Origin of the sequence: Labrys sp. KB_33_2, from assembly GCF_052114505.1 — a bacterium.
In the GTDB taxonomy this organism is placed as follows: Bacteria; Pseudomonadota; Alphaproteobacteria; order Rhizobiales; family Labraceae; genus Labrys.
This window is the reverse complement of the sequence record NZ_JBFREW010000003.1, coordinates 364,690-386,914: the sequence shown is the minus strand read 5'-3', so window position 1 is coordinate 386,914 and position 22,225 is coordinate 364,690. Positions and strand designations below refer to the sequence as shown.

Genomic DNA, 22,225 nt, shown 5'->3' with positions numbered 1-22,225 from the left:
ACTTGACGTTTTGGTCAGGTTTTGACTATCCTTCATGCAACGAGGGGGATGCAGCGGCGATGTCGACATCATTGCGCGAAGTCATGCGGGACGTGCTGGATGGCTGGCAGGCCGATCTGCCGCCCGCCTGGCGCGACATCCTCGGCCCGGTCGAACTGGGCTTCGCCGACATGGATGCCGGCCTGACGCTGGAGCCGTGGGAACCGGTCTTCCCCGTACGCAAGGGGCGCCTCTTTCCCGGGCAACCCAAGGGCGCGCATATGCTGCGCGCCTTCGACGGTCTCGACCCCCACCAGGTGCACTGCGTGGTGCTCGGCCAGGATCCGTATCCGAGCCCCGACTTTTCGACCGGCCGCGCCTTCGAGGCCGGCAATGTCGCCGAATGGCGCGAGCTGGAGAAGATGTTCTCGGTCTCCATCCGCACGGTGATGCAGATGATCGTCGCCGCCCGCACCGGTGAGGGCAGCTGGACTGGCAGCATCGCCGATTGGCCGCGCCTGCGCTCCGCCATCGAGGCCGGCGCCGTCGCACTCGAGCCGGCCAATGCCGTCGCCGATCGCTGGGTTGCCAGCGGTGCCCTGCTGCTCAACGCCTCGCTAACCCTCAGCCGCTTCCAGGTCTCCATCGATCCGCATCAGAGCCGGGGCCACCTACCGCTGTGGCGGCCGCTGATGCTGGCGGTGTTGCGCCATCTCGCCGGTTCCGGACAGAAAGTGATCTTCCTCGGCTTTGGCGAGGCGGCGGCGCAGACCCTCCGGGCGGCCGGCATCATGGAGGGCGACGACTGCATCCTGCGCGAGCATCCGGCCCGGGGCGACGCGGTGCTCGGCCTGCCCAATCCCTTCATTCTCGGCAATGAGCGTCTCAAGGCGCTCGGCGCTGCCCCGATCGACTGGTAAGGCCATGCGTAACGATGCCGAATACGACTATGTGATCATCGGCGCCGGTTCGGCAGGCTGCGTCGTCGCCAATCGCCTGTCCGCGGATCCCGGCAACCGCGTGCTGCTGCTCGAAGCGGGCGGACGCGACCGCAATCCCCTGTTCCGCCTACCCATGCTGATGGGCAAGCTCTTCAATTCCGGCCTCTACAACTGGAATTACCGCACCGAGCCCGAGCCCCATCTCAACAACCGCACGCTCTATTGGCCGCGCGGCAAGGCGCTTGGCGGCACCTCCACCATCAACGGCATGATCTATGTGCGCGGCAACGCCCATGACTATGACCGCTGGGCGCAGATGGGCCTGCCGGGCTGGTCTTATGACGAGGTTCTTCCCGCTTTTCGTCGCTCCGAAACCCATGTCGAACGCAATGGCAGCTTCCATGGTACCGAGGGCGCCCTCACCGTCTGCCGTGCCCGCGGCCGCAACGGGTTGTTCGATGTCTTCATCGAGGCCGGCGTGCAGGCGGGCTATCCCCGCAATGATGATTTCAACGGGGCCGAACAGGAAGGCTTCGGGCGCTACGATTTCACCATCCGCAAAGGCAAGCGCTGGTCGACTTCCCATGCCTTCCTGCGACCGGTGCTCGACCGGCCCAATCTCACGGTAGAGGTGAACGCGCTCAGCCAGCGCATCCTCGTGGAGAACGGGCGCGCTAACGGCGTCCTGTTCACGCAGGGTGGGCGGCCGTGCACCGTGCGGGCCAGACGGGAAGTGATTTTGTGCGGCGGAGCAGTCAACTCACCGCAATTGCTGATGCTTTCCGGCATCGGCCCGGCTGATGAGCTGGCTAAGCATGGCATCGCCGTACTTAATGATCTGCCGGGCGTGGGGCGAAACTTGCAGGACCATGTCGATTGCTGCCTGAGCTATGAATGCAAGCAGCCGGTGACGCTCTATGGCGATTTGCGCGCCGACAAGCTGATCGCCTCGGTCGCACAGGGCATGGTGCTGGGCACCGGCATCACCACCACCTTTCCCTATGAGGCCGGCGCCTTCATGAAGTCGCGGCCCGACCTGGTGGCGCCCGACATCCAGGCCCATTTCATGCCGGCGCTGGAGAAGACCGCCAATCTCCATTGGCCCAATCCCTTCCGCAAGCAGGCAGTGGAGGCCAATCACGGCTTCACAATCCGCGTCGGCCCGGTCAATCCGGAGAGCCGGGGCACCATCACGCTGCGCTCCGCCGATCCGGCGGCGCCGCCCCGCATCCGAGCCAATTACCTCGCCACCGAATTCGACCGCAAGACCATGATCACCGCCATCCGCATGATGCGTGAGGTCATCGCCCAACCGGCCTTCGATCCCTATCGCGGCAAGGAACTGGCGCCCGGGCCCGGCGCGCTCAGCGACGACGCGTTGCTGGAATGGCTGCGGGCTTCGGCCCTGACCACCCTCCATCCGGTCGGCACCTGCAAGATGGGCAATGATGCCGACGCCGTCGTCGATGCCGAGCTCAGGGTCCATGGCGTCGAGGGCCTGAGGGTCGCGGACGCCTCGATCATGCCGATCATTTCCAGCGGCAACACCAACGCGCCGACCATCATGATCGGCGAACGGGCTGCCGATTTCATCCTCGACGCCAAACCATGACGGAGGCACGGCGGCCATGATCATCGAACAGCGCACCTACAGCTTCAAGCCGGGCCAGCTCGACCGCTGGCTGAAGAAATACGAGACCGAAGGCCTGCCGATCCAGAAGAAGCATCTGGGCACCTTCATGGGCCTATGGGTCAGCGAGATCGGCCCGCTGCACCAGATCGTGATGATGTGGGCCTATCAGGGCCTGGGCGATCGCGAGACACGGCGCGCCGCCATGGCCGCGGATCCGGCCTGGACAAAGTTCATCGGCGAGGTCTGGGGCCTGGACGCCATGATCTCGCAGGAGGTCAAGATGCTCAAGCCGACCTCGATCTGCCCGCCCTTGCCGGCGGCCTGACGGCCCGGGGCGCTGAAGCTCCCCGGAGAACAACAAAAATCAACACCATCCAAACCAAAAAAGGGAACTGACAGATGACGAAGACTCCCTCCGTTTCAGGCCTGTTCCGGTATTCGGCATCACGCCGCCAATTCCTCATCGGCACCGCAGGCGTGGCGGCCTTCGGCCTGCTGTCGAGCCAGGCCCGGGCCGCCGAAGGCCTGGTGGCACTGGTCCATACCCAGGCGGCGGGCGACAACGGCCCGGTCGACGGCATGATCGCGTCGCTGAAGAAACTGGCCGGCGAAAAGGGCTTTGCCACCCGCATCATCTATGCGCAGGACGCCGCGACCTATGAATCGATCTTCCGCAGCCTCGGCGATGCCGGCGCCAGCGTGGTCGTCTCGACCTTCAACGAGGTCGCCGAGCCCTTCAAGGCCGTGGCGCCCGAATATCCCAACACCAAATTCGTGCAGCTCTACGCCGACCCATTCGAGCCTGCGATCCCGAATGTGGTGACGGTGGCCTATGACTATTATCTGGGCTGCTATCTCTCGGGCCTGTTCGGCAGCCGCATCTCCAAGACCGGCGCGATCGGCTATATCGGCGGCGCCAGCATTCCCGGCCAGATCGCCGATCTCAACGCCCTCAAGGCCGCGGCCGCTGTGATCGGCCCCAACATCAAGTTCACCGGGGCCTTCGCCGGCTCGTTCCAGGATCCCGCCAAGGGTCATGAGATCGCCAATCAGTTGTTCCAGTCCGGCGTCGACTATATCCAGACCGACTCAGCCGCCACGGATACCGGCATCATCCAGGCCGCCACCGAAGCGCCCGGCCGCCTGGTCAGCGCCATCTCCAGAGAGCAGTACAAGCTCGGCCCCAAGGCGGTGGCCGCCATCGTCAAGCTCGATTTCGGCCTGTCGCTCTATCAGGAAGTCAGCAAGGCGCTGATCGAGGGCTGGAAGGGACATCACGTCGCCACCGGCATCGATACCGGCGTGATCGACTTTGAGCTCTCCGACACCTTCCTCAAGGAAGGCCCGGCCGATCTCGTTGCCAAGGCCAAGGAGATCTGGCCCGACATCGAGAAGGCAAAGAAGGAGATCATCGCCGGAACGCTCAAGGTGCCGCTCAACACCGCGCTCTAGAGCCCCCTGCCTTCTCCTCCTCGTCGCGCGCCGGCTTGCCTCTGGCGGTGACGAGGCGCAGTGCTCCATCCGACAGGTTGCGGCCCGATGGCCCGCGCATCCGGGAAGACCACCATGCCCCAGCACGCCCTCGAATGCGGCGATGTCAGTGTCCTCTTCGGCGAGGTTGCGGCGCTCAGGCAGGTGAGCCTGGGCTTCGAGGCCGGCCGCATCCATGCCGTCGTCGGGCAGAACGGCGCCGGCAAGACGACCTTTGCCCGGGTCTGCGCCGGCATCGTCAGGCCTTCCTCCGGGCAATTGCTGATCGGGGGACAACCCGTACCGCTCGGCAAGGTCAATGCCGCCCGTGCCGCCGGGGTCGAGCTCGTGCACCAAAGCTTCGCCCTGCCGCCCTCCTTCACCGTCGCCGAGGCCATGGAATTCGGCGCGCAAGGGCGGGGGGCGTTGTTCTCCGCCAAGGCTCTGCGCGCCCGCTGGGCCGCCCATCTCGAAGGCCTCGGTGTGAAGGTCGATCCACGCGCCCGCATCCGCGACCTGCCGGTGGAGACCCGCCAGGCGGTCGAGATCGCCCGCGCTTTGGTGACTGATGCCCGTATCCTCATCCTGGACGAGCCGACCGCCGTGCTCTCGCCCTCGGGTATCGAGACCCTGTTCGAACGGCTGCGTGGCCTGCGCGAGCGCGGCGTCACCATCATCCTCATCCTGCACAAGATCCGCGAGGTGCTCGGTATCGCCGAGACGGTCAGCGTCCTGCGCGGCGGGCGCCTGATCGAGGCCTGCGTGCCCGTGAGCGAGATCGATGCCACCCGCCTCGCCAACTCGATCATCGGTACCGCCGCCGGCCTCGACAAGGCGGACAAGGCCGCTCTCGTCGGCGAGGGCGCCAACGCACCTCCCGCCCACGACATGAAGCCATCCACCGGCGCCCCCATCCTTGAGATGAAGGCCGTCACCACCCGTCCCGACGGTGAAGGGCGTCCGCTCGAGCGGGCCGATCTCGCCATCCGCGCCGGCGAGATCGTCGGCATTGCCGGTGTCGAGGGCAACGGCCAGCAAACTCTGGTCCGTGCCCTCGCCGGGCTTGTCGGCCTGGAGCGTGGCACCATTGCGCTCGATGGGCTGGATGTCACCAGGCGCCCCGTGCTCGAGCGCCGCGCCGCCGGCCTGCGCATCATTCCCTTCGACCGCAACAGCGAGGGGCTGAGCCTGACCAGCTCGCTCTGGGAGAACTGGGCCGCCCGCAACCTGCTGCTGGGACGCATCCTTTCCTTCATTGCTCCCGCGCGGCTGAGGAAGGCCTGCCAGGCCAGCCTGCACGGGTGGGACGTCCGTTTCTCCACCACGACCCAACCGGCCGGCTCGCTCTCGGGAGGCAATGCCCAGAAGGTCATCCTCGCCCGCGAGATCGACGAGACGGCGCGGCTGGTAATCGCGGCCCAGCCCACCCGTGGCCTCGACATCGGCGCTACCGCCTTCGTCTGGCGCGCTCTGAGAGCCTGCCGCGACCAGGGCTGCGGCGTGCTGCTGATCTCTTCGGATCTCGACGAGCTCTTCGACATCGCCGACCGGGTGGTCGTGATGTTCTCCGGCCGCATCGTCGCCGAGTTCACCGCCCCCTTCGAGATAGCGGCCGTGGGACAGGCCATGGTCGGCGACGTCGCCCTGGAGGAAGCCGCATGACCGCCCGCCTCCTTTCCATCCTGCGCGCCGTCAGTTTCGTAGCCCTGGCACTGGGCTTGTGCGGCATCGTGTTCGAATTTGCCGGCTACTCGGCTCCGGAGATGTTCCGCAGCATCGCCGACGGCGCCTTCACCTCACCCAATGCGCTGATGAAGAGTCTGCGCTGGGCCCTGCCGCTGGTGATCACCGCCGCCGGCGTGCTGGTCTGCTTTCGCTGCGGCTATTTCAACGTCGGCGCGCAGGGCCAGTTCTACCTCGGCGCCATCGGAGCTGCGACCGCCGTCGAATTGCTCAACGGGGCACCCGCATTGTTGGTGGTGCCATCGGCCATGCTGGCCGGCATGCTGGCGGGCGCCCTGTGGGCGGCCTGGCCCGGCTTCCTCAGGCTGCGCTACGGCACCGATGAGGTGATCACCACGCTGATGGGCAATTTCATGGCCGGCCTGCTCCTGGTCTATGTCACCTCCGGCCCGCTGAAGGATCCCTCCGGCACCGGACAGGTCACGGCAAGCCGGCCCGTCGCCTCAGCCTACCGCATCGCCACCTCGGCCGGCGTCTCGCCCACCATGATCGCGCTGTCCGTGCTGGTTCTGGTGCTGGTCTGGCTCCTGGTGAACCGCACCGCTTATGGCGTGCTCTCCAGCCTCGCCGGCCGCAATGCGGTGATGATCGCGTGGCAGGGCGCCCGGCTCTCCCGCCTTGGGCTGTCGGCCTTCCTGATCAGCGGCGCGCTGGCGGGCCTCGCCGGCTCGATCGAGCTGCTCGGTCCCAATGGCCGCCTGGTCAGCGGCTTCCTGCCCGGCCATGGCTTCACCGCGATCCTGATCGCCCTGGTCGCGGGGCTCTCCGTGGCCGGCGCGGCCATCGTCTCGCTGTTCTTCGGCGGCCTTGCCGCCGCCAGCCTCTATCTGCCGGTGATCGCCGGCCTGCCGGCCGCCGCCATCGACGTGATCAACGCCGCCATCGCCCTGTTCATCACGGCGCGCACCTGGCTGCTGCCCGGCTTCATCAAGCGGCGCCTGCCGGCGCGGAGGACCCAGCCATGAGCGACATCCTCATTGCCATCCTGCGCTCGGGCACGCCGCTGATCTATGTGGCCATGGCCGGCATGCTGGCCCAGCGGGCCGGCATCTGGAATCTCGGCCTGGAAGGGCTGATGATCGCGGGCGCCTGCGCCGCTGCCGTCGGTACCGCCAAATCCGGCTCGGTCGCCTTCGGCCTCGGCCTTGCCATCGTGGTCTGCGTGCTCGGCTCGATGCTGCTGTGGTTCGTGGTCGAGAAGCTGCGCGCCCATCCCATCATCGCCGGCCTCGGCCTCACCGGCCTCGGGCTCGGCGGCACGGATCTCGCCGTCCAGGCCATTTATGGCAGCCAGGCCTCGGTGATGGCCGGCCGGGGACTGCCCCGGCTCGGCGAGGCCTTCGGCCCCTTCGGGGTGCTCTCCGTGCTGGTGATCGCCATGCCCTTCGTGGTGCTGGCGCTCTGGGTCATCGTGCGGCGCACCCGCTTCGGCCTGCAATTGACGGCCTGCGGCGAACATCCCTTCGCCGCCCGCAGCGTGGGCGTGGCGCCGGCCCGCATGCGCCTGATCGCCCTGATGGGCGGCGGCGTGCTCTGCGCCCTCGGTGGTGCCGAACTGGCGCTCGGCACGCTCCAGCTCTTCAGCATCAACATGACGGCCGGCCGCGGCTTCATGGGCTTTGCCTCGGTGATCTTCGGCGGCGGACATCCCATCGGCTCGGCCCTGGCCGCGCTGTTCTTTTCCGTCGTCGATGCCCTCGGCATCCGGGCCCAGCTCGTCTTCGGCGACAAGGTGCCGCGCGATCTCCTGCTCGCACTGCCCTATCTGGCCACCGTGCTGGGCGTGTGGATCAGCGGGCAGCTGCGCGGCGGCGTCAAGGCAGCCGCGACCGGCGGCGAATTACGGGATTACTGACAATGACGGCCTTTGCCCAACGCCACGCGATCAGCGATATCTGCATCCTCACCGCGGACATCGAACGCTCGATCGCCTTCTACACCGACAGGCTCGGCTTCACCCTGAAGCACCGCGCTCCTGGTTTCGCCGATTTCAACGGCGCCGGGCTCACACTGGCCCTATGGGACATCGGCCATATCAGCCATCATGCCGGCCTGTCGGCCGAGCGCGGTTCGGGCCATCACAATGTGCTGATCGCCGTGCTGATGTCCTCGCCGGCCGAACTGGATGCCTGCCACGCCGAGCTCGCCGCCAAGGGCGTGGCCTTCGAAAGACCCCCAGCCGATTATGCCTGGAATGCGCGCTGCTGCTATTTCGCCGGCCCGGATGGAGAGGTCTGGGAGCTCTATGCCTGGCTCGACGGCGGTGCGCCGGGGAAACTGGCATGAGCAGGGTCCTGATCCGCAACGCCACCATCCTTGCCATGGGCGGCGAGCATGGCAGCACGCCCTTCGCGGGCGATATCCTGGTCGAGGGCAACTGCATCGCCGCCATCGGCCCTGATCTCGGCGACCACCCCGGCGCGAGGCTGATCGACGGGCGCGGCCGGCTGGTGATGCCGGGCCTCGTCAACGCCCACACCCATTCCGGCGAAACCTTCTTCCGGGGGCGTTATGAACGCCTGCCGCTGGAATTATGGCTGCTCTATGCCTATCCGCTGCTGATGGGCCCGCTGCTGTCGCCGCGCCTGCTCTATCTGCGCACGCTGCTGCTCGCGATGGAATCGCTGAAGGGCGGCGTCACCCTGCTGTGCGACGATTTCTTCGACCCGCCCCGTCACGATCTCGACCGGCTCGGCACCGTGTTCCGTGCCTATGAGGATGCCGGCATCCGCGCCAATGTCTCCAGCGCGGTGATGAATATCCACCCGCTCGATGCCGTTACCTATGGCCGGCAGATCATGCCGGCAGACCTGCAGGCGAAACTCGATTTCGGCCCGCCGATCACCGCTGCCGCCTATGTCGACTATTGCCGCTCCGCCCTGGCGGCCTTCCAGGACAGGGCCGGACGGCTGCGCTTCATGATCGCTCCCTCCGCGCCCCAGCGCTGCACGCCCGAGCTGATGCTGGCCTGTAACGAGCTGGCCCAGCAATGGCGCGTGCCCTTCCATACCCACATCCTGGAAACCAAGACCCAGGCGGTGACCGGCGAACTCCTGCATGGCAAGAGCCTGATCCGCTACCTGCACGATCTCGGCCTGCTCCATTCCGGCATCACCATTGCCCATTCGGTCTGGGTCGACGAGAACGATATCGCCCTGATGGGCGCGGCGGGCTGCTCGGTGGCTCACAATGCCGTCTCCAATCTGAAGCTCGGTGCCGGCATCGCGCCGCTCCGCCGCCTCATCAATGCCGGCGTCACCATCGGCCTTGGCACGGACGGCGTCTCATCGAACGACAGCGCGCGCATCTTCGACGTCATGCGTACGGCGGCCCTGGTACAAAGTGCCACCGGCCCCGATCATGAACGCTGGGTCTCCGCCCGGGAAATCCTCAACGCCGCCACGCTGGGCGGCGCGCGTACGGCCCTTCTGGGAGAGCTCACCGGCTCCCTCGAAGTCGGCAAGCGCGCCGACCTGATCATGCTTCGGCTCGACAGCCTCGCCTTCACGCCGCTCAACGACATCGTCAGGCAGTTGGTCTATGCCGAGAACGGCGCTTCGATCGAACGCGTGATGGTCGAGGGTGAGATCGTGGTGGAACAGGGCCTGTTGACCCGTATCGACGAGGAAGCCGTCCTGGCCGAGATCCGCGAGGCCATGCCGGCTTTCCTGGCTGGTCATGCCGAGATCGAAGCCCGCAACGCCATCTTCCATCCCTATTTCGAGCAGATGCATCAGCGCGCCACGGCCCTGGATGTCGGCATGGACAGATATGCCGGAACGCGGGGGTGAGCGATACCACTTCCATTGAAGCCTGACCGTCATTCCCGGCGAGGCCATAGGCCGAGGGAAGGGGATCCAGGGGCCATAAGTTGAGCCCTCCAGCCCTGGATCCCCTTCCCCTCGCCCTCTCTCGCTTTGCTCGCGAGCGGCTCGGCCGGGGATGACGGACTCACCTCTCCAGGTCCGCCAAAGCCCGCTGCGAGCGGCGTGATACATCGATAGCCGGAAGCCGTCTGGTCAAGCGGCCACTGGGCCTGACCGCCGCCCCGTCTCGACCAGGCCGGCCCAACGCCCCGGGGTCACCCCATAGGCCTTCTTGAAATGGCGTGTGAGGTGGCTCTGATCGGCAAAGCCGGTGGCGGCGGCGACCTCGGCGAGCGATTCGCCTGACGCAATCAGGGCGCGGGCCTGGCCCAGGCGCCGCATCAGCAGGAAGCGGTGCGGACTGGTGGCGAAAGCCGCCCGGAAATGCCGTGACAGGGCGTAGCGATCGAGCCCCGCGATCTCCTCCAGTTCCTCCGAACGTACCGCCTCGAGAGCATGGGCCTCGAGATAGTCGCGCACCCGGTCGACCTGCCGCCAGGCCAGGCTGCCGAGAGGCTTGAGCGGTTGGCCGGCGTGGCGAGCGAGCCCCTGTGCCAGGCGGGCAATGAGATCGTCAGCGGCAAGCTGTTCCAGCCCGCGGTCGAGCGGGCCGAGCAAGCCGAGAATATCCTCGCGTAGCGCCGGATCGCTGAAAACCGGCTGGCGCAGGAAAGGCAGCGACACCGCGCCGTCGCCGAGCCCCCGCATCAGGAGCGAGGGTTCCAGATAAAGGATGCGGTAGTGCAATCCCTCTTCGGTGCCGGCGCCGCCATCATGCAGCTCATCGGGATGCAGCACTAGCACCTGCCCTGGCAGGCTGGCGCGCGATACGCCGCGGTAACGGAAGCTCTGGATACCGTCGAGGGTGACGCCGACGGCATAGGTATCGTGGCGGTGGAGTTCGAAGGCATTGCCGTGGAACCAGGCTTCCATGCGCTCGATACCGGGCAGCGGCGGCGCGGTGCGGACGCTGTCGCCGCACGAACGTTCAAGACCCTGGAAGGCCTGCTGCCCTAGGGCTGACGGCGTGGTTCCGGCTAGGGGCTCGGCCTCCGGAGATTCTGACTCGAAAGTCGTCATTCATGTTCGATACCAAGTTTGCCATCGTGTTGCGAGACGATCTTGCCTCCTGGCAGGCACTCAACGTCACCGCCTTCCTCACCAGCGGCATCATCGCCCAGACACCCGACATGATCGGCGAGGCCTATCGTGATCGCGCCGGGCGCTTCTACAATGCCCTGTCGGTGCAGCCGGCGATCGTGCTGGCGGCCGACGCGGAAACGATGAGCGCGATCCACCGCCGCTCGCTCGACCGGGGCATCAGGACCTCGCTCTATATCGAGGAGATGTTCAAGACCGGTCACGATGCCGCCAATCGCGCCGTCTTCGCCGATTACGCCGTCGACGATGCCAAGGTGGTCGGTATCGCGCTCCGGGCCGACAAGAAGGTCGTCGACAAGATCGTCAAGGGCGCGAAAATGCACCCCTAGGGCAGGGTGATTCGAATGCTCAAACCTCGAACTCGTCCAGCCTGACCGGACGGTTTTCGGCGAGCGAGCGGTATCCGGCCTCCACCAGCGCCATGGTGCGGACATTGTCGCCGGCCGAGAGCTGGGGGGTGGTCGCCGTCTTCACCGCATATTGCAATTGCTCCATCACGCCGATGAAGGCCTGCGGAAACCATTTGCTCGTCCAGCTCGGGCTGACCCAGCGCCCGCCGGTCGCCGTCATCGAGGCATAACGCAGGGTGGAGGGCGTACCATCCGGCCAGCCGATGGTGCCCTGCGCCACGCCGTCGGTGCCCTCGACCCGCCACTTGATGTAGACGTCGGAATCGAAGCCCTCCTGCCGCGGCCCCGACCAGACGTCCTCCATGGAGACTGCTAGCAGGCCGGACGGGAATTTCAGCGTGGAAACCGTGATGCCGTCGGTGTGCTCGAAACGGGTGCGCGGATCGGGGCGGGCGGCGGTATAGATTTCGCTAGGCTCGCCGAACAGGAAGCGCAGCACGTCGAGGTGATGCACGCTCATATTGGCGAGGGTCAGCCGGTCGTAATCCGCCAGGAAACCCTGCCAATGCGGGATGGCGCGCATCTCGATGGTGGCGAAGACCGGACTTCCCAGCTCGCCGCGATCGAGAATCTGCCGCAGCACCCGCATCGCCTGGTCGAAGCGCATGTTCTGGTTGACCGACAGGATCTTGCCGGCGGCATCGGCCTCGTCGCGCAGGCGGCGAGCCTCCTCAAGAGTCAGCGCGAAGGGTTTCTGGGCAAGGATACCGCGAATATGGGGCGCGGCCAGCGCCCGCCGGATCAGGGCTGGCTGCTGGTCCGGCGGAAAGGCGATGTCGAGAATCTCAACTCTTTCGTCCGCGATCAGCGTCTCGGGCGTGTCGTGCACGGTTGGGATGGCGTAGCGCCCAGCGACGGCCGCCGCCTTCTCCCGGGTGCGCGAGGCGATGGCGACCACGGGAAAGCCGGCCTCGCGATAGGCGGCGAGCTGCACGTCGGCCATGATCATGCCGGCGCCGATGCAGCCGATGCGATAATCACGCGTGCGGATCTCGACATCGGGGCTGAAAGGCCCGGCAGGATCGGTCATCGCCTCAAGCCTTCACATTCGCCACCGAACCGCCGGTCACCCGCACGAGTTCGGCCGGCGTGGTGCGGAAGGCATGGGTCGGCGACCCCGCCGCTGCCCAGACAGGATCGAGGGCAAGCAGGTCCTCGTCGATCAAAATGAGGGCCGGCGCGAGATGCCCTACCGGCGCCACGCCGCCCACCGCAAAGCCGGTGGTGGCTTCGACCCAGGCCGGATCGGCCCGCTCGACCTTGCGGCCGAGGGCGGCGCCGACCTTGGCGCGGTCGATGCGGTTGATGCCTGACGCGACCACCAGGATCGGCATCTCGCCCGAGCGGAAGATGATCGACTTGGCAATCTGCGCCACACTGCAGCCCACGGAAGCGGCAGCCTCGGCCGCGGTATGGGTGCCCTCGGCGAACATCGCGATAGTGTCGGGATGCCCGGCCTGCAGCAGGGCCTGGCGGACCCGGTCAATGGCTTGCGTCATGAAATCGTCCTCATCCGAAAGCCGGGAAGGTTAGGGCAGGCCGGCGAGGGTGCCAAGCGAAGCATGGTTGTCCTGGGATCGCAGGCGTCTCGCCTGCTTTTGGAAGCGCCGCGCTTAGGAAAGACAGAGGCAGGCGAGACGCCTGCGATCCCAGGGATACCAATCAGGACAGCGCGTAGCAGAAGCGCGGAATCAGGCCGTTCTCGCGGGCCTCGCGTTCCAGCCCCTCGCGAAAATCGGGATGGGCGAGGCCGATCAGGGCCTTGGCCCGCTCGGCCACCGAACGCCCCTTCAGATTGACCATGCCATATTCGGTGACGACATACATCACGTCCGTCCGCGGCGTGGTGACCACATTACCCGGCGTCAGATTGAGCACGATGCGGCTGCGGCGATCGCCACGCTTGTCGAAGGTCGAGGACATGCACAGGAACGACTTGCCGCCCTTGGAGGCATAGGCACCGCGCACGAATTGGAGCTGGCCGCCGGTGCCCGAGATATGGCGATGGCCATCGCTCTCGGAGGCAGCCTGGCCCTGCAGGTCCATCTGCGTGGTATTGTTGATCGACACCACATGGTCGTTCTGCGCGATATTGTGCGGCAAATTGGTGTAGTCGACCGGGTAGGATTTGAAATCGGGGTTGCGGTCGATCGCTTCATATTGGCGGCGCGAACCAGCCGCGAAGGTGAAGGCCGAGCAGCCCCGGTCGATATTCTTGCGCGCACCGGTCACCAGGCCGGCGTCATAGAGCGAGACGATGCCGTCAGTCATCATCTCGGTATGGATGCCGAGATCATGGATGCCGCTGTCCTTGAGGATGGTGCAGACGGCGTTGGGCATGCCGCCGATGCCGATCTGCAGGCAGGCGCCGTCGTCGATCTCCGCGACGATGCGGGCTGCGACTGCCCGGTCGATCTCGCTCGGCTCGGGATTACCGATCTCCGGTGCCTTCTGGCCGTCACCCTCGATGATGTGGTCGACTGCGCTGACATGGATGCGGTTGCCCTCGCCAAAGACATAGGGCGTATCCTCGTTGACCTCGACGACAACGGTACGGGCCCGTTCGAGGATGGCCTCGACATAGGTAGCGCCGCCGCCGAAGTTGAAATAGCCCTCCGCATCCATCGGTGCCGTCTTGATCACGACAATGTCCACGGGATCGATGAAGCGGCGATAGAAGTCCGGCGCCTCGCCGAAATTCATCGGAATGTAGTTGCAGCGTCCGGCATCGTGCTGCTTGCGGTCATAGCCGGAGAAGTGCCAGTTGAACCAGCCGAAATGCTCGCCATTGGGATCGCATTCCTGGGTGGCGCGCGCCCGCATGGTGAGGCAGTGGCGGATCTTGACGTCATGGAGTTCGTCGCGCCGGGCAGCGAGGGCCACCTCGAAGGCATCTGGCTGGGTCAGCCCGAATCCATAGTCGAGCCACATGCCCGGCTTGACCCGCGCCGCCGCCTCGGCCGCCGTGATCTTGGTCGCCTGCTTGCCCCGAAGGCCAATGGTCATGGCGCTTCCTCCCAATCGTGACGGCGCTTTGCGCCCTTTGCGGCAGCTTCCCTGACGACCACAGCGCTGTCAACCAAAGGGGAGGGACGGACACGGCTTTCCGGAAGCCCGAGCATCCCGTCCGCTGACGCGGTGCGCCGATCTCCTTAGCGCCATCAGGTGATGGAGCGGGATCGGCGTCTTCCTCGAGCAAAATGCGGTGTTTCCAAAGATGCCGATCTGGAGGTCGACACACCGGACACACGCCGCCGACGAAAGGCCATTGCGTCCGTCAGCAATCTCATCTATATCCCTATTGAAATGAATATCATGTAGTGAAATTTATTTCAACATTAATCGAAAGCACCGGGAAACAAGCCCGGCAAACACCATCGGGAGGTGAGGATGCCCATCAGGAAATGGCTCATCGGACTGGCTGCGAGCGCGGCCTTTGTCTCCGGCGCGAGCGCGCAGGCAGACAGCAAGTTCCGCTGCAAGGAAGGCGAGACCTATGTGATGAACGTCATGGTCTCGGGTGTGGAATATTGGTTCCCGGTCTATGAGGCCTTCAAGCAGGCCGCCCAGTCGATGGGTTGCAAGACGGCCTATACCGGCACGCCGGAATATGACGTCACCAAGCAGATCGCGAGCTTCGACCAGGCCCTGGCCAAGAAACCGGCGGGCATCCTCGTCCACCCGATGAATTCGGATCCCTTCATCGAGCCGATCAATCGCGCCGTCGACTCCGGCGTTTCGGTGGTGACCTTTGCGGCCGACTCGCCCAATTCCAAGCGCGCTTCCTATGTCACCTCCGACAATAACCGGGAAGGCAGCGCCGCCGCCGACATGGTCGCCAAGGCGCTCGACGGCAAGGGCGACTATGCCGTCTTGGAAAACCCCGGACAGGACAATCACGACAAGCGTGTCGCCGCCTTCATCGCCCGCATGGGCGAGAAATATCCCGGCATGAAGCTGGTCGGCCGGACCGCCACCAACCAGGATCCGAACAAGGCCTATCAGGCGGTGCAGTCCCTCGCCCAGGCCAATCCCAATCTCGCCGCTTTGTTCATGCCCGAGGCCAATTCGGCCCTCGGGGCAGCCCAGGCCTCCCAGGAGCTCGGCGGCAAGATCAAGGTGATGACCGCCGACGTGAACGGCAAGATCCTCGACATGATCAAGGCCGGACAAGTCTTCGGCTCTGTCAATCCCAATCAGGGCATCCAGGGCTATATGGGCTTCATGCTCCTGTTCATGGCCCAGCACCCCGATCTGATCGACCCCATGAACGATTGGAAGCGCGCCGGCTATAACCCGATGGGTGTCCCCTTCGTCGACAATGGCTTTGCCGTCGTCTCCAAGGACAATGCCGACGACTTCTATTGGGACGCCTATCTCAAGCGCCGCGGCACCAAGGGCATCGAGGAGTGAGGCAGCCCGCCTGCCTCTTCCAGCAGCTCCGCTATTCGAGGCTCGTTCAAGAATAGCCTCGGTGTCGCCCCGATGCGGCTCCCTACCTGGCATCCTCGCAAGCTTTGCTTGTGAGAGGGATCCAGAGGTCGATGTGCTGACTGACCTCTGGATCCCATTCCATCTCCTACGTCCCGCCAGTTTCCTTGCCATTATCCAGGACGAAGACCGGTCATGACCCAAGATCTCGCCCTTGAAGTGACTGGCATCAGCAAAGCCTATGGAGCGATCCAGGCCCTGCGCAATGTCAGCCTCAGCGTCCGCAAGGGCGAGATCCATGCCCTCGCCGGGGAGAACGGCGCGGGCAAATCCACCCTGATGAACATCATCGACGGCATCGTCAGGCCCGATACCGGCGAGATCCGCATCCGCGGCGAAAAGGTCGAGATCGGTTCGCCGGCTCGGGCACAGGCCCTCGGCATCGGCCTGGTGCATCAGGAGATCGCCCTGTGCGGCGGCATTTCGGTGGCCGAGAACATCTTCATGGCCGCCACCAACGCCCGCCGCGGCTTTTTCATGAATTATGGCGAGCTCCGCGAAAAGGCGCGCGCCCTCCTGGCCGATCTCGGCCGTATCGACCCCGACAGCCTGGTCGGTGATCTCACCATCTCCGAGCAGCAGATCGTCGAGATCGCCAAGGCGCTGACCCTCGACTGCTCGATCCTCATTCTCGACGAGCCGACCGCCGCTCTGACCGAGCGCGAAGCCGGCAAGCTCTTCGCCATCATGGCCGGCCTCAAGGCGCGCGGCATTTCCATCATCTATATCAGCCACCGCATGGCGGAGATCTTCGCCCATTGCGACCGCATCACCGTGCTGCGCGACGGCCAGCACGTCTCGACCGACGATATCGCCGACATGACGCCCGAAAGCGTGGTCGGCAAGATGGTCGGGCGGACCCTGGGCACGCTCTATCCGCCGAAGAACCCAGGCAGCGCCGAAGCGTCCGCCTTGATGAGTGTGGACGGCCTCTCCGACGGTGTGCATTTCAAGGACATCTCCTTCGAGCTCCGGCGCGGCGAGGTCTTGGGTGTCGCCGGGCTGATCGGCGCCGGCCGTACCGAAATGGCGCTCGGCATTTGCGGGCTGATGCGTCGCAGCACCGGCAGGATCGTGCTCGACGGACGCGATGTCACGCCCTCGACCTATGCCGACAGTATCGCCAGCGGCATCGTCTATCTCTCGGAGGACCGCAAGGGGTCGGGCATCTTCCTCGATCTGCCGATCGCGGCGAATGTCTCGGCACTCGACCTCGGCCGTGTCTCCACCCGCATCGGCTTCGTCGATCGTGCGGCCGAACTGGAGCAGGCGCGCCGCCTCGGCGATCTCCTGCGCCTCCGCCGCGGCTCGCTGAACGATGCGGTCGCCACGCTGTCGGGCGGCAACCAGCAGAAGGTCGCCATCGCCAAGATGCTGTCGGTGTCCCCCAAGGTCATCCTGCTCGACGAGCCGACCCGCGGCGTCGATGTCGGCGCCAAGGCGGAGATCCATCGCATCCTGCGCGAACTCGCCGACCAGGGCACCGGCATCCTGGTGATCTCTTCCGAACTGCCCGAACTGATTGGCCTCGCCGATCGCATCCTCGTCATCCACGAGGGCGAAATCGTCGGCGAGGTCACGGAAACGGAAATGACTGAAGACAAGCTGATCCGCCTCGCATCCGGATTGGGCAAAGACGCCGGGAGGGCGGCATGACTGTCATGGGTGAAACCTCAGTGAATCAAAAACACCCCGAAGCGCCGTCGCGCGCCCGTCTCGGCTGGCTGCGCGGTCTCGGCAACATGCGCGAACTCGGCCTCCTGCTGATCATCCTGGCTCTGTGCGTGGTGATGTCCTTCGCCTCGCCCTATTTCCTGACCTGGACCAATCTGCGCGCCATGACGATGTCATTCGCCGTCGAGGGCATCGTGGTGGTTGGCATGACCGTGCTCCTGATTGTCGGCGCCATCGACCTGTCGGTCGGCTCTGTCGTCTGCATCGCCATGGTCATCGGCGGCTGGCTCTTCCTGGCGGGCGTCGATCCCTGGCTCGCCAGCGCCATGGCGATCCTTGCCTGCTCCGCCATCGGCGCCGCCATGGCGCTGGCGGTCACGCGCATCGGCCTGCATTCCTTCATCGTCTCGCTCGCTTTCATGGTCATCATCCGAGGCCTGTGCCTGGCGATCACCGGCGGCACGCCGCTGTCGCTGTTCTCCCTGCCGCCGAGCTTCAAATTCATCGGGCAAGGCTCGGTCTACGGCGTGCCGGTGGTGATCCTGATCTTCCTGGCCGTGGTCGTCACCTTCGACCTCCTCCTGCGCAAGGCCACCCTGTTCCGCCGCGTGTTCTACACCGGCTCCAACGAACGGGCCGCCGCCTATTCGGGCATCCGCACGGCCCGGGTGAAGTTCTTCTGCATCGTGCTGTGCTCGACGCTCGCGGGAGTGGCCGGCGTCATCTACATGGCCCGCTTCGGGGCGGCGACGCCGACATTCGGCGTCGGCATGGAGCTCAACATCATCGCCGCCGCCGTGATCGGCGGGGCCAGCCTTAATGGGGGCTCGGGCACCATCCTCGGCGCCATCCTTGGCATGGCCCTTCTATCGGTGGTGTCGAGCTCGCTGATCCTGCTCGACGTCTCGCCCTACTGGCAGGACACCATCCGTGGCCTGATCCTGTTTGCCGCCGTCGCCTTCGATCACCTGCTACATAAGCGCAAGCAGGCCCTGACTCGTAAGGCATAGGACAAGCATCGTGGCAAAAGAGAACGAAGGCGACCAGCGGCTCCGCCGCATCCATCGGGTATTGGTCATGCATTACATCGAGGGCCTTTCGCAGGCGGAGATCGCCAAGCGCACCGGCCTGTCCCATCCGATGGTCAATCGCCTCGTCAAGGAAGGGCACGAGCGCGGCTATGTCCGGATCGAGGTGAAGTCGCCGCGCCAGGACTTGTTCGAGCTCGAACAGGCCCTGGCTGAGGCGAGCGGCCTCACCGAAGCGATCGTGGTGCCCTCCGCCTCCGACCAGGAGGGCGTCAACCTCCAGGCTGCCGGGCGTTCGGTCGCCGACCATATCCTCACCGTGCTCCGGGACGGCGACACCATCTGCGTCTCCGGCGGCGTCGGCGTCAGTGCCGTCATCCAGGCCCTGGCGCCCACCCGTGCCTATGACGTCACCGTGGTGCCGGCGACCGGCGGCGTGCAGGGCAAGCATTTCGTCGACGTCAACCACCTCGCCGCCCAACTCGCCTCCAAGCTGCAGGGACGCGCCTTCCAGATCCATGCGCCGATCTTCGCGGCCTCGCGCGCCGAGCGGGACGTGCTGATGTCGCTGCAATCGGTCGGCGAAGTGCTGGACCGGGCGCGCGGCGCCCGCATCGCCCTGGTCGGCATCGGCTCGGTGCTGTCGGAAAGTTCGACCTATTTCAGCCTCCACGCCCCGGACGCCGGTGGGCTCGACGGCCTCAGGCAAAGCCGGGCGGCCGGGGAGCTGATCGCCCATCTCATCGATGCCGACGGCCGCCCCTGCGACTACCCCCTCAACGAACGCGTCGTCGCGCTCAGCCCCGAGGAACTCAGGGCCATCCCGATGACCATCGGCATCGCCACCGGCGCGCACAAGGCCGAGCCGATCGCCGGTATCCTGCGCGGCGGCTATCTCGACATCCTCGCCACCGACGAGGCGACCGGCACCCACGTTCTCGACATTCTCAAGAGGCCGACATGACCCCTCCGTTTCCCTTGCGCAAACTGGGCCACTCCGACATCGCAGCCAGCGCCATCGCGCTCGGCACCTGGGCCATGGGCGGCTGGATGTGGGGCGGCCATGATGACGAGGCCTCGATCGCCGCGATCCGCGCCTCCATCGACAAGGGCGTTACGCTGATCGACACCGCCCCGGCCTATGGCCTCGGCCGCGCCGAGGCGCTGGTGGGGCAGGCCGTCAAGGGCCGCCGCCACGAGGTCGTGATCGCCACCAAATGCGGGCTCAACTGGCATCACGGCAAGGGCAATCACTTCTTCGACGAGATGGGCCACAAGGTGCATCGCTATCTCGGCCGCGACGGCATCCTGCACGAGATCGAGCAGAGCCTGGCGCGCCTGCAGACCGACTATATCGACCTCTACATCACCCACTGGCAGGACCCGACCATCCCGGTGGCCGAGACCATGGACACGCTGCTCGAACTGAAGCGGGCCGGCAAGGTCCGGGCCATCGGCGTCAGCAATGTCACCGCCGACGACCTGAAGGCCTATCTCGCCGCAGGCCCCGTCGACGCCATTCAGGAACGCTACTCCATGCTCGACCGCGAGATCGAGACCAGCCTCCTGCCGGTTACCGCGGCCAACGGCGTCTCCACGCTCAGCTATTCCTCGCTGGCGCTGGGGCTGCTTACCGGCAAGATCGGGCCGGAGCGCGATTTCAACGGCGACGACCTGCGCAAGGACAATCCGCGTTTCTCGCGCGACAACCGGGCCCGCGTCGCCGATTTCGCCACAGAGGTGGCCCCGATCGCCTCGGCCCATGGCGCGACGATCGCCCAGCTCGTGATCGCCTGGACCATCGCCCAGCCGGGCATCACCTATGCCCTGTGCGGGGCGCGCGACGAGCAGCAAGCCAGCGAGAATGCCGCCGCCGGACGCCTCGTTCTGTCGGCGGATGACCTTGCCGCCATCGATCGCGCCATCGCGGCGCATCTTGCCGCCGTCACGGCCTGACAGGGTGGAGTTGGTGGCATGACGCTCACCCGGGCGGAACGGCTCGACAGGCTGCGCGCAAAGGGCCACACGGCGGTCCTTGTCGTCGGCGGCGGCATCAACGGCATCAGCACCTTTCGCGAGCTTGCTCTGCAGGGGATCGATGTCGTGCTCGTCGAGCGCGGCGACTTCATGAGCGGGGCCAGCGCGGCGCCCTCCCGCATGATCCATGGCGGACTGCGCTATCTGGAGAATGGCGAGTTCGGCCTGGTGAAGGAGTCCCTGCTGGAGCGCAACCGCCTCCTGCGCAACGCGCCCCATTACGTCAGCGCCCTGCCGACCCTGGTCCCGCTGGCCAACCGCTTTTCCGGCACCGCCTCGGCGATCCGCCGCTTTTTTGGCGGGCGGCCGAAGCCGGGGCCACGCGGTGCCCTGATCGTGCGGCTGGGGCTCGCCCTCTACGATTTCTATGCCAGCCGCGAGCGCCAATTGCCGAAGAGCCGCTTCTTCGGCCGCCGCGCCACCCGCCTGAACTGGCCCGCCTTCCATCCCGACATCAGCTATGCCGCCCTTTATCATGACGCCAAGATCAGCCGGCCGGAGCAGCTCGGCCTCGAACTGATCGCCGATGCGGAGGCGGCCTCGCCCCAAGCGCTCGCGCTCAACCATCTCGGTCTCTCCAGCCTGGATGGCACTGTCGCTGAACTCACCGACAGCCTGACCGGCGAGCGCATCACCCTTGCCGCCGCGGTGATCGTCAATGCCAGCGGAGCCTGGATCGACCAGACCAACACCCTGCTCTCGGGCCGGCAGAGCACACTGATCGGCGGCACCAAGGGCTCCCATCTCGTCCTCGACAGCCCAGCCCTGTTGAACGCCATCGGCGAGCGCATGGTCTATTTCGCCAATCGCGAAGGGCGCGTGTGCATCCTGTTCGCCCATTTCGGCCATATCCTCGCCGGATCGACCGACATTCGCGTCGACACGCCCGACGGCGTGCGCTGCGAGGCTGGTGAAACCGCCTATATCCTGGAGTCGATCCGCGAGGTCTTTCCGGCCATCCCCCTGTCGGAAGCCGATATCCTGTTCCGCTTCGCCGGGGTTCGCCCCCTGCCGCGCGCCGATGCAAATGTGAACGCCGAGATCTCGCGTGACCACAGCTGTGAATGGTCGACGCCTCCGGGGCCGGTTCCCATCCTCAACCTCGTCGGCGGCAAATGGACGACCTTCCGCGCTTTCGGTGCCCAGGCCGCGGACACGGTGCTGGCCCGCCTCGAGGCGACCCGTATGCTGTCGAGCGAGGCCATGGCGATCGGCGGCGGCAAGGGCTTTCCGCAAGGCGAAGCCGGACGCCGGGACTGGCTGCACCAGGCGGCCATCTCGACGGGAGCTTCGCAGGCGCGCTGCGCCGCCTTGTTCGAACGCTACGGCACGCGCATGCTCGATTTCACGCCCGGCGCCGACGATGCTCCCCTCGCCGGTCTACCGAGCTACAGCCGTGACGAGATCCGCTGGATCCTCGCCACCGGCCAGGTCGCCACTCTGGCCGACCTTGTTCTCCGGCGCATGACCATCGCCTTCAGCGGCGAGCTGTCGCTCGATGCGATCCACGAACTCGCCGCGCTGGCGGCTTCCTCTCTGGGCTGGAGCCAGGCGCATACCCAAGTCGAGATCGACCGGCTGCTCACCCATCTCGATCACTTTCACGGCCTCGCGGCAGCGACGCTCGCGGCCCGCAATTCTTCACTTTCGGCCCCTTTTTTACCCTCCCCTGGAGGGGGAGGGTCGACGCGAAGCGTCGGGGTGGGGTGATTTCTTGACGAGGAAGTTCCGTTCTCCACGCCAAACCCCTGCCTATTCCCACCCCACCCCACCCCCGCCCTATGGGCCGACC

At 65.9% G+C, this 22,225-nt stretch carries 20 protein-coding genes; 16 read left to right on the top strand and 4 right to left on the bottom strand.

All coding sequences use genetic code 11. The annotated features are described in order from the left end of the window. Positions 1-59: 59 nt before the first annotated feature. From AB4037_RS07315 to AB4037_RS07275, 9 genes are all read left to right on the top strand, one after another. Positions 60-899: a uracil-DNA glycosylase gene (locus AB4037_RS07315; protein ID WP_441771048.1), complete on the top strand. Its 840-nt coding sequence runs from the start codon at positions 60-62 to the stop codon at positions 897-899. A 4-nt stretch (positions 900-903) separates the two neighbouring features. After that, entirely contained in the window at positions 904-2,532 is a 1,629-nt protein-coding gene (locus AB4037_RS07310) for a GMC family oxidoreductase (RefSeq protein ID WP_441771047.1), read from the top strand. A 16-nt stretch (positions 2,533-2,548) separates the two neighbouring features. After that, entirely contained in the window at positions 2,549-2,878 is a 330-nt protein-coding gene (locus tag AB4037_RS07305; protein WP_311937788.1) for an NIPSNAP family protein, read from the top strand. Positions 2,879-2,952: 74 nt separating this feature from the next. After that, on the top strand, positions 2,953-4,005 hold the full coding sequence (locus AB4037_RS07300) for a BMP family ABC transporter substrate-binding protein (RefSeq protein WP_441771046.1): 1,053 nt from the start codon (positions 2,953-2,955) through the stop codon (positions 4,003-4,005). Between the two features lie 114 nt (positions 4,006-4,119). Further along, positions 4,120-5,685 carry an ABC transporter ATP-binding protein gene (locus tag AB4037_RS07295; protein WP_441771045.1) on the top strand — a complete coding sequence of 522 codons (1,566 nt, stop codon included), beginning with the start codon at positions 4,120-4,122 and terminating at the stop codon, positions 5,683-5,685. Further along, positions 5,682-6,731 carry an ABC transporter permease gene (locus AB4037_RS07290; protein WP_441771044.1) on the top strand — a complete coding sequence of 350 codons (1,050 nt, stop codon included), beginning with the start codon at positions 5,682-5,684 and terminating at the stop codon, positions 6,729-6,731. The genes AB4037_RS07295 and AB4037_RS07290 overlap by 4 nt, the downstream gene beginning before the upstream one ends. Then, entirely contained in the window at positions 6,728-7,621 is an 894-nt protein-coding gene (locus AB4037_RS07285; protein ID WP_434958495.1) for an ABC transporter permease, read from the top strand. The genes AB4037_RS07290 and AB4037_RS07285 overlap by 4 nt, the downstream gene beginning before the upstream one ends. A gap of 2 nt (positions 7,622-7,623) precedes the next feature. Then, positions 7,624-8,052 (top strand): VOC family protein, encoded by a 429-nt coding sequence (locus AB4037_RS07280; RefSeq protein WP_441771043.1) that lies wholly within the window; start codon positions 7,624-7,626, stop codon positions 8,050-8,052. Next, complete coding sequence (locus tag AB4037_RS07275) at positions 8,049-9,557, top strand: amidohydrolase family protein (RefSeq protein ID WP_441771042.1); 1,509 nt, start codon at positions 8,049-8,051, stop codon at positions 9,555-9,557. The genes AB4037_RS07280 and AB4037_RS07275 overlap by 4 nt, the downstream gene beginning before the upstream one ends. Before the next feature lie 228 nt (positions 9,558-9,785). On the opposite strand, the gene AB4037_RS07270 is transcribed toward AB4037_RS07275, so the two are convergent. Continuing rightward, positions 9,786-10,712 (bottom strand): helix-turn-helix domain-containing protein, encoded by a 927-nt coding sequence (locus AB4037_RS07270; protein WP_441771041.1) that lies wholly within the window; start codon positions 10,710-10,712, stop codon positions 9,786-9,788. Between the two features lie 2 nt (positions 10,713-10,714). On the opposite strand from AB4037_RS07270, the gene AB4037_RS07265 reads away from it, so the two are divergent. Then, on the top strand, positions 10,715-11,122 hold the full coding sequence (locus AB4037_RS07265) for a DUF2000 family protein (protein WP_441771040.1): 408 nt from the start codon (positions 10,715-10,717) through the stop codon (positions 11,120-11,122). A gap of 19 nt (positions 11,123-11,141) precedes the next feature. Here the strand turns inward: AB4037_RS07265 and AB4037_RS07260 are convergent, their stop codons facing one another. The 3 genes from AB4037_RS07260 to AB4037_RS07250 all read right to left on the bottom strand — a co-directional run bounded on the left by AB4037_RS07260 (position 11,142) and on the right by AB4037_RS07250 (position 14,209). Further along, positions 11,142-12,233, bottom strand: a complete 1,092-nt coding sequence (locus tag AB4037_RS07260; protein WP_441771039.1) for a Gfo/Idh/MocA family protein — start codon at positions 12,231-12,233, stop codon at positions 11,142-11,144. A 4-nt stretch (positions 12,234-12,237) separates the two neighbouring features. Further along, positions 12,238-12,702 (bottom strand): YbaK/EbsC family protein, encoded by a 465-nt coding sequence (locus tag AB4037_RS07255; RefSeq protein WP_434958501.1) that lies wholly within the window; start codon positions 12,700-12,702, stop codon positions 12,238-12,240. A gap of 163 nt (positions 12,703-12,865) precedes the next feature. Beyond that, the gene (locus AB4037_RS07250) at positions 12,866-14,209 is read right to left on the bottom strand and encodes an acetyl-CoA hydrolase/transferase family protein (RefSeq protein ID WP_441771038.1); all 1,344 of its coding nucleotides are present in this window, start codon (positions 14,207-14,209) and stop codon (positions 12,866-12,868) included. 495 nt (positions 14,210-14,704) lie between these two features. On the opposite strand from AB4037_RS07250, the gene AB4037_RS07245 reads away from it, so the two are divergent. The 6 genes from AB4037_RS07245 (at position 14,705) to AB4037_RS07220 (ending at position 22,143) form a co-directional block, all read left to right on the top strand. Continuing rightward, positions 14,705-15,616, top strand: coding sequence for a substrate-binding domain-containing protein (locus AB4037_RS07245; protein ID WP_434959716.1), 912 nt, complete (start codon positions 14,705-14,707; stop codon positions 15,614-15,616). A 213-nt stretch (positions 15,617-15,829) separates the two neighbouring features. After that, complete coding sequence (locus AB4037_RS07240) at positions 15,830-17,350, top strand: sugar ABC transporter ATP-binding protein (protein ID WP_441771037.1); 1,521 nt, start codon at positions 15,830-15,832, stop codon at positions 17,348-17,350. A gap of 5 nt (positions 17,351-17,355) precedes the next feature. Then, on the top strand, positions 17,356-18,378 hold the full coding sequence (locus AB4037_RS07235) for an ABC transporter permease (protein WP_441771192.1): 1,023 nt from the start codon (positions 17,356-17,358) through the stop codon (positions 18,376-18,378). Between the two features lie 10 nt (positions 18,379-18,388). Further along, complete coding sequence (locus AB4037_RS07230) at positions 18,389-19,360, top strand: sugar-binding transcriptional regulator (RefSeq protein WP_434958504.1); 972 nt, start codon at positions 18,389-18,391, stop codon at positions 19,358-19,360. Then, complete coding sequence (locus AB4037_RS07225; protein ID WP_441771036.1) at positions 19,357-20,352, top strand: aldo/keto reductase; 996 nt, start codon at positions 19,357-19,359, stop codon at positions 20,350-20,352. Before AB4037_RS07230 ends, AB4037_RS07225 begins: the two co-directional genes overlap by 4 nt. 18 nt (positions 20,353-20,370) lie before the next feature. Then, positions 20,371-22,143, top strand: coding sequence for an FAD-dependent oxidoreductase (locus tag AB4037_RS07220; protein ID WP_441771035.1), 1,773 nt, complete (start codon positions 20,371-20,373; stop codon positions 22,141-22,143). The last annotated feature ends 82 nt before the right edge of the window (positions 22,144-22,225 follow it).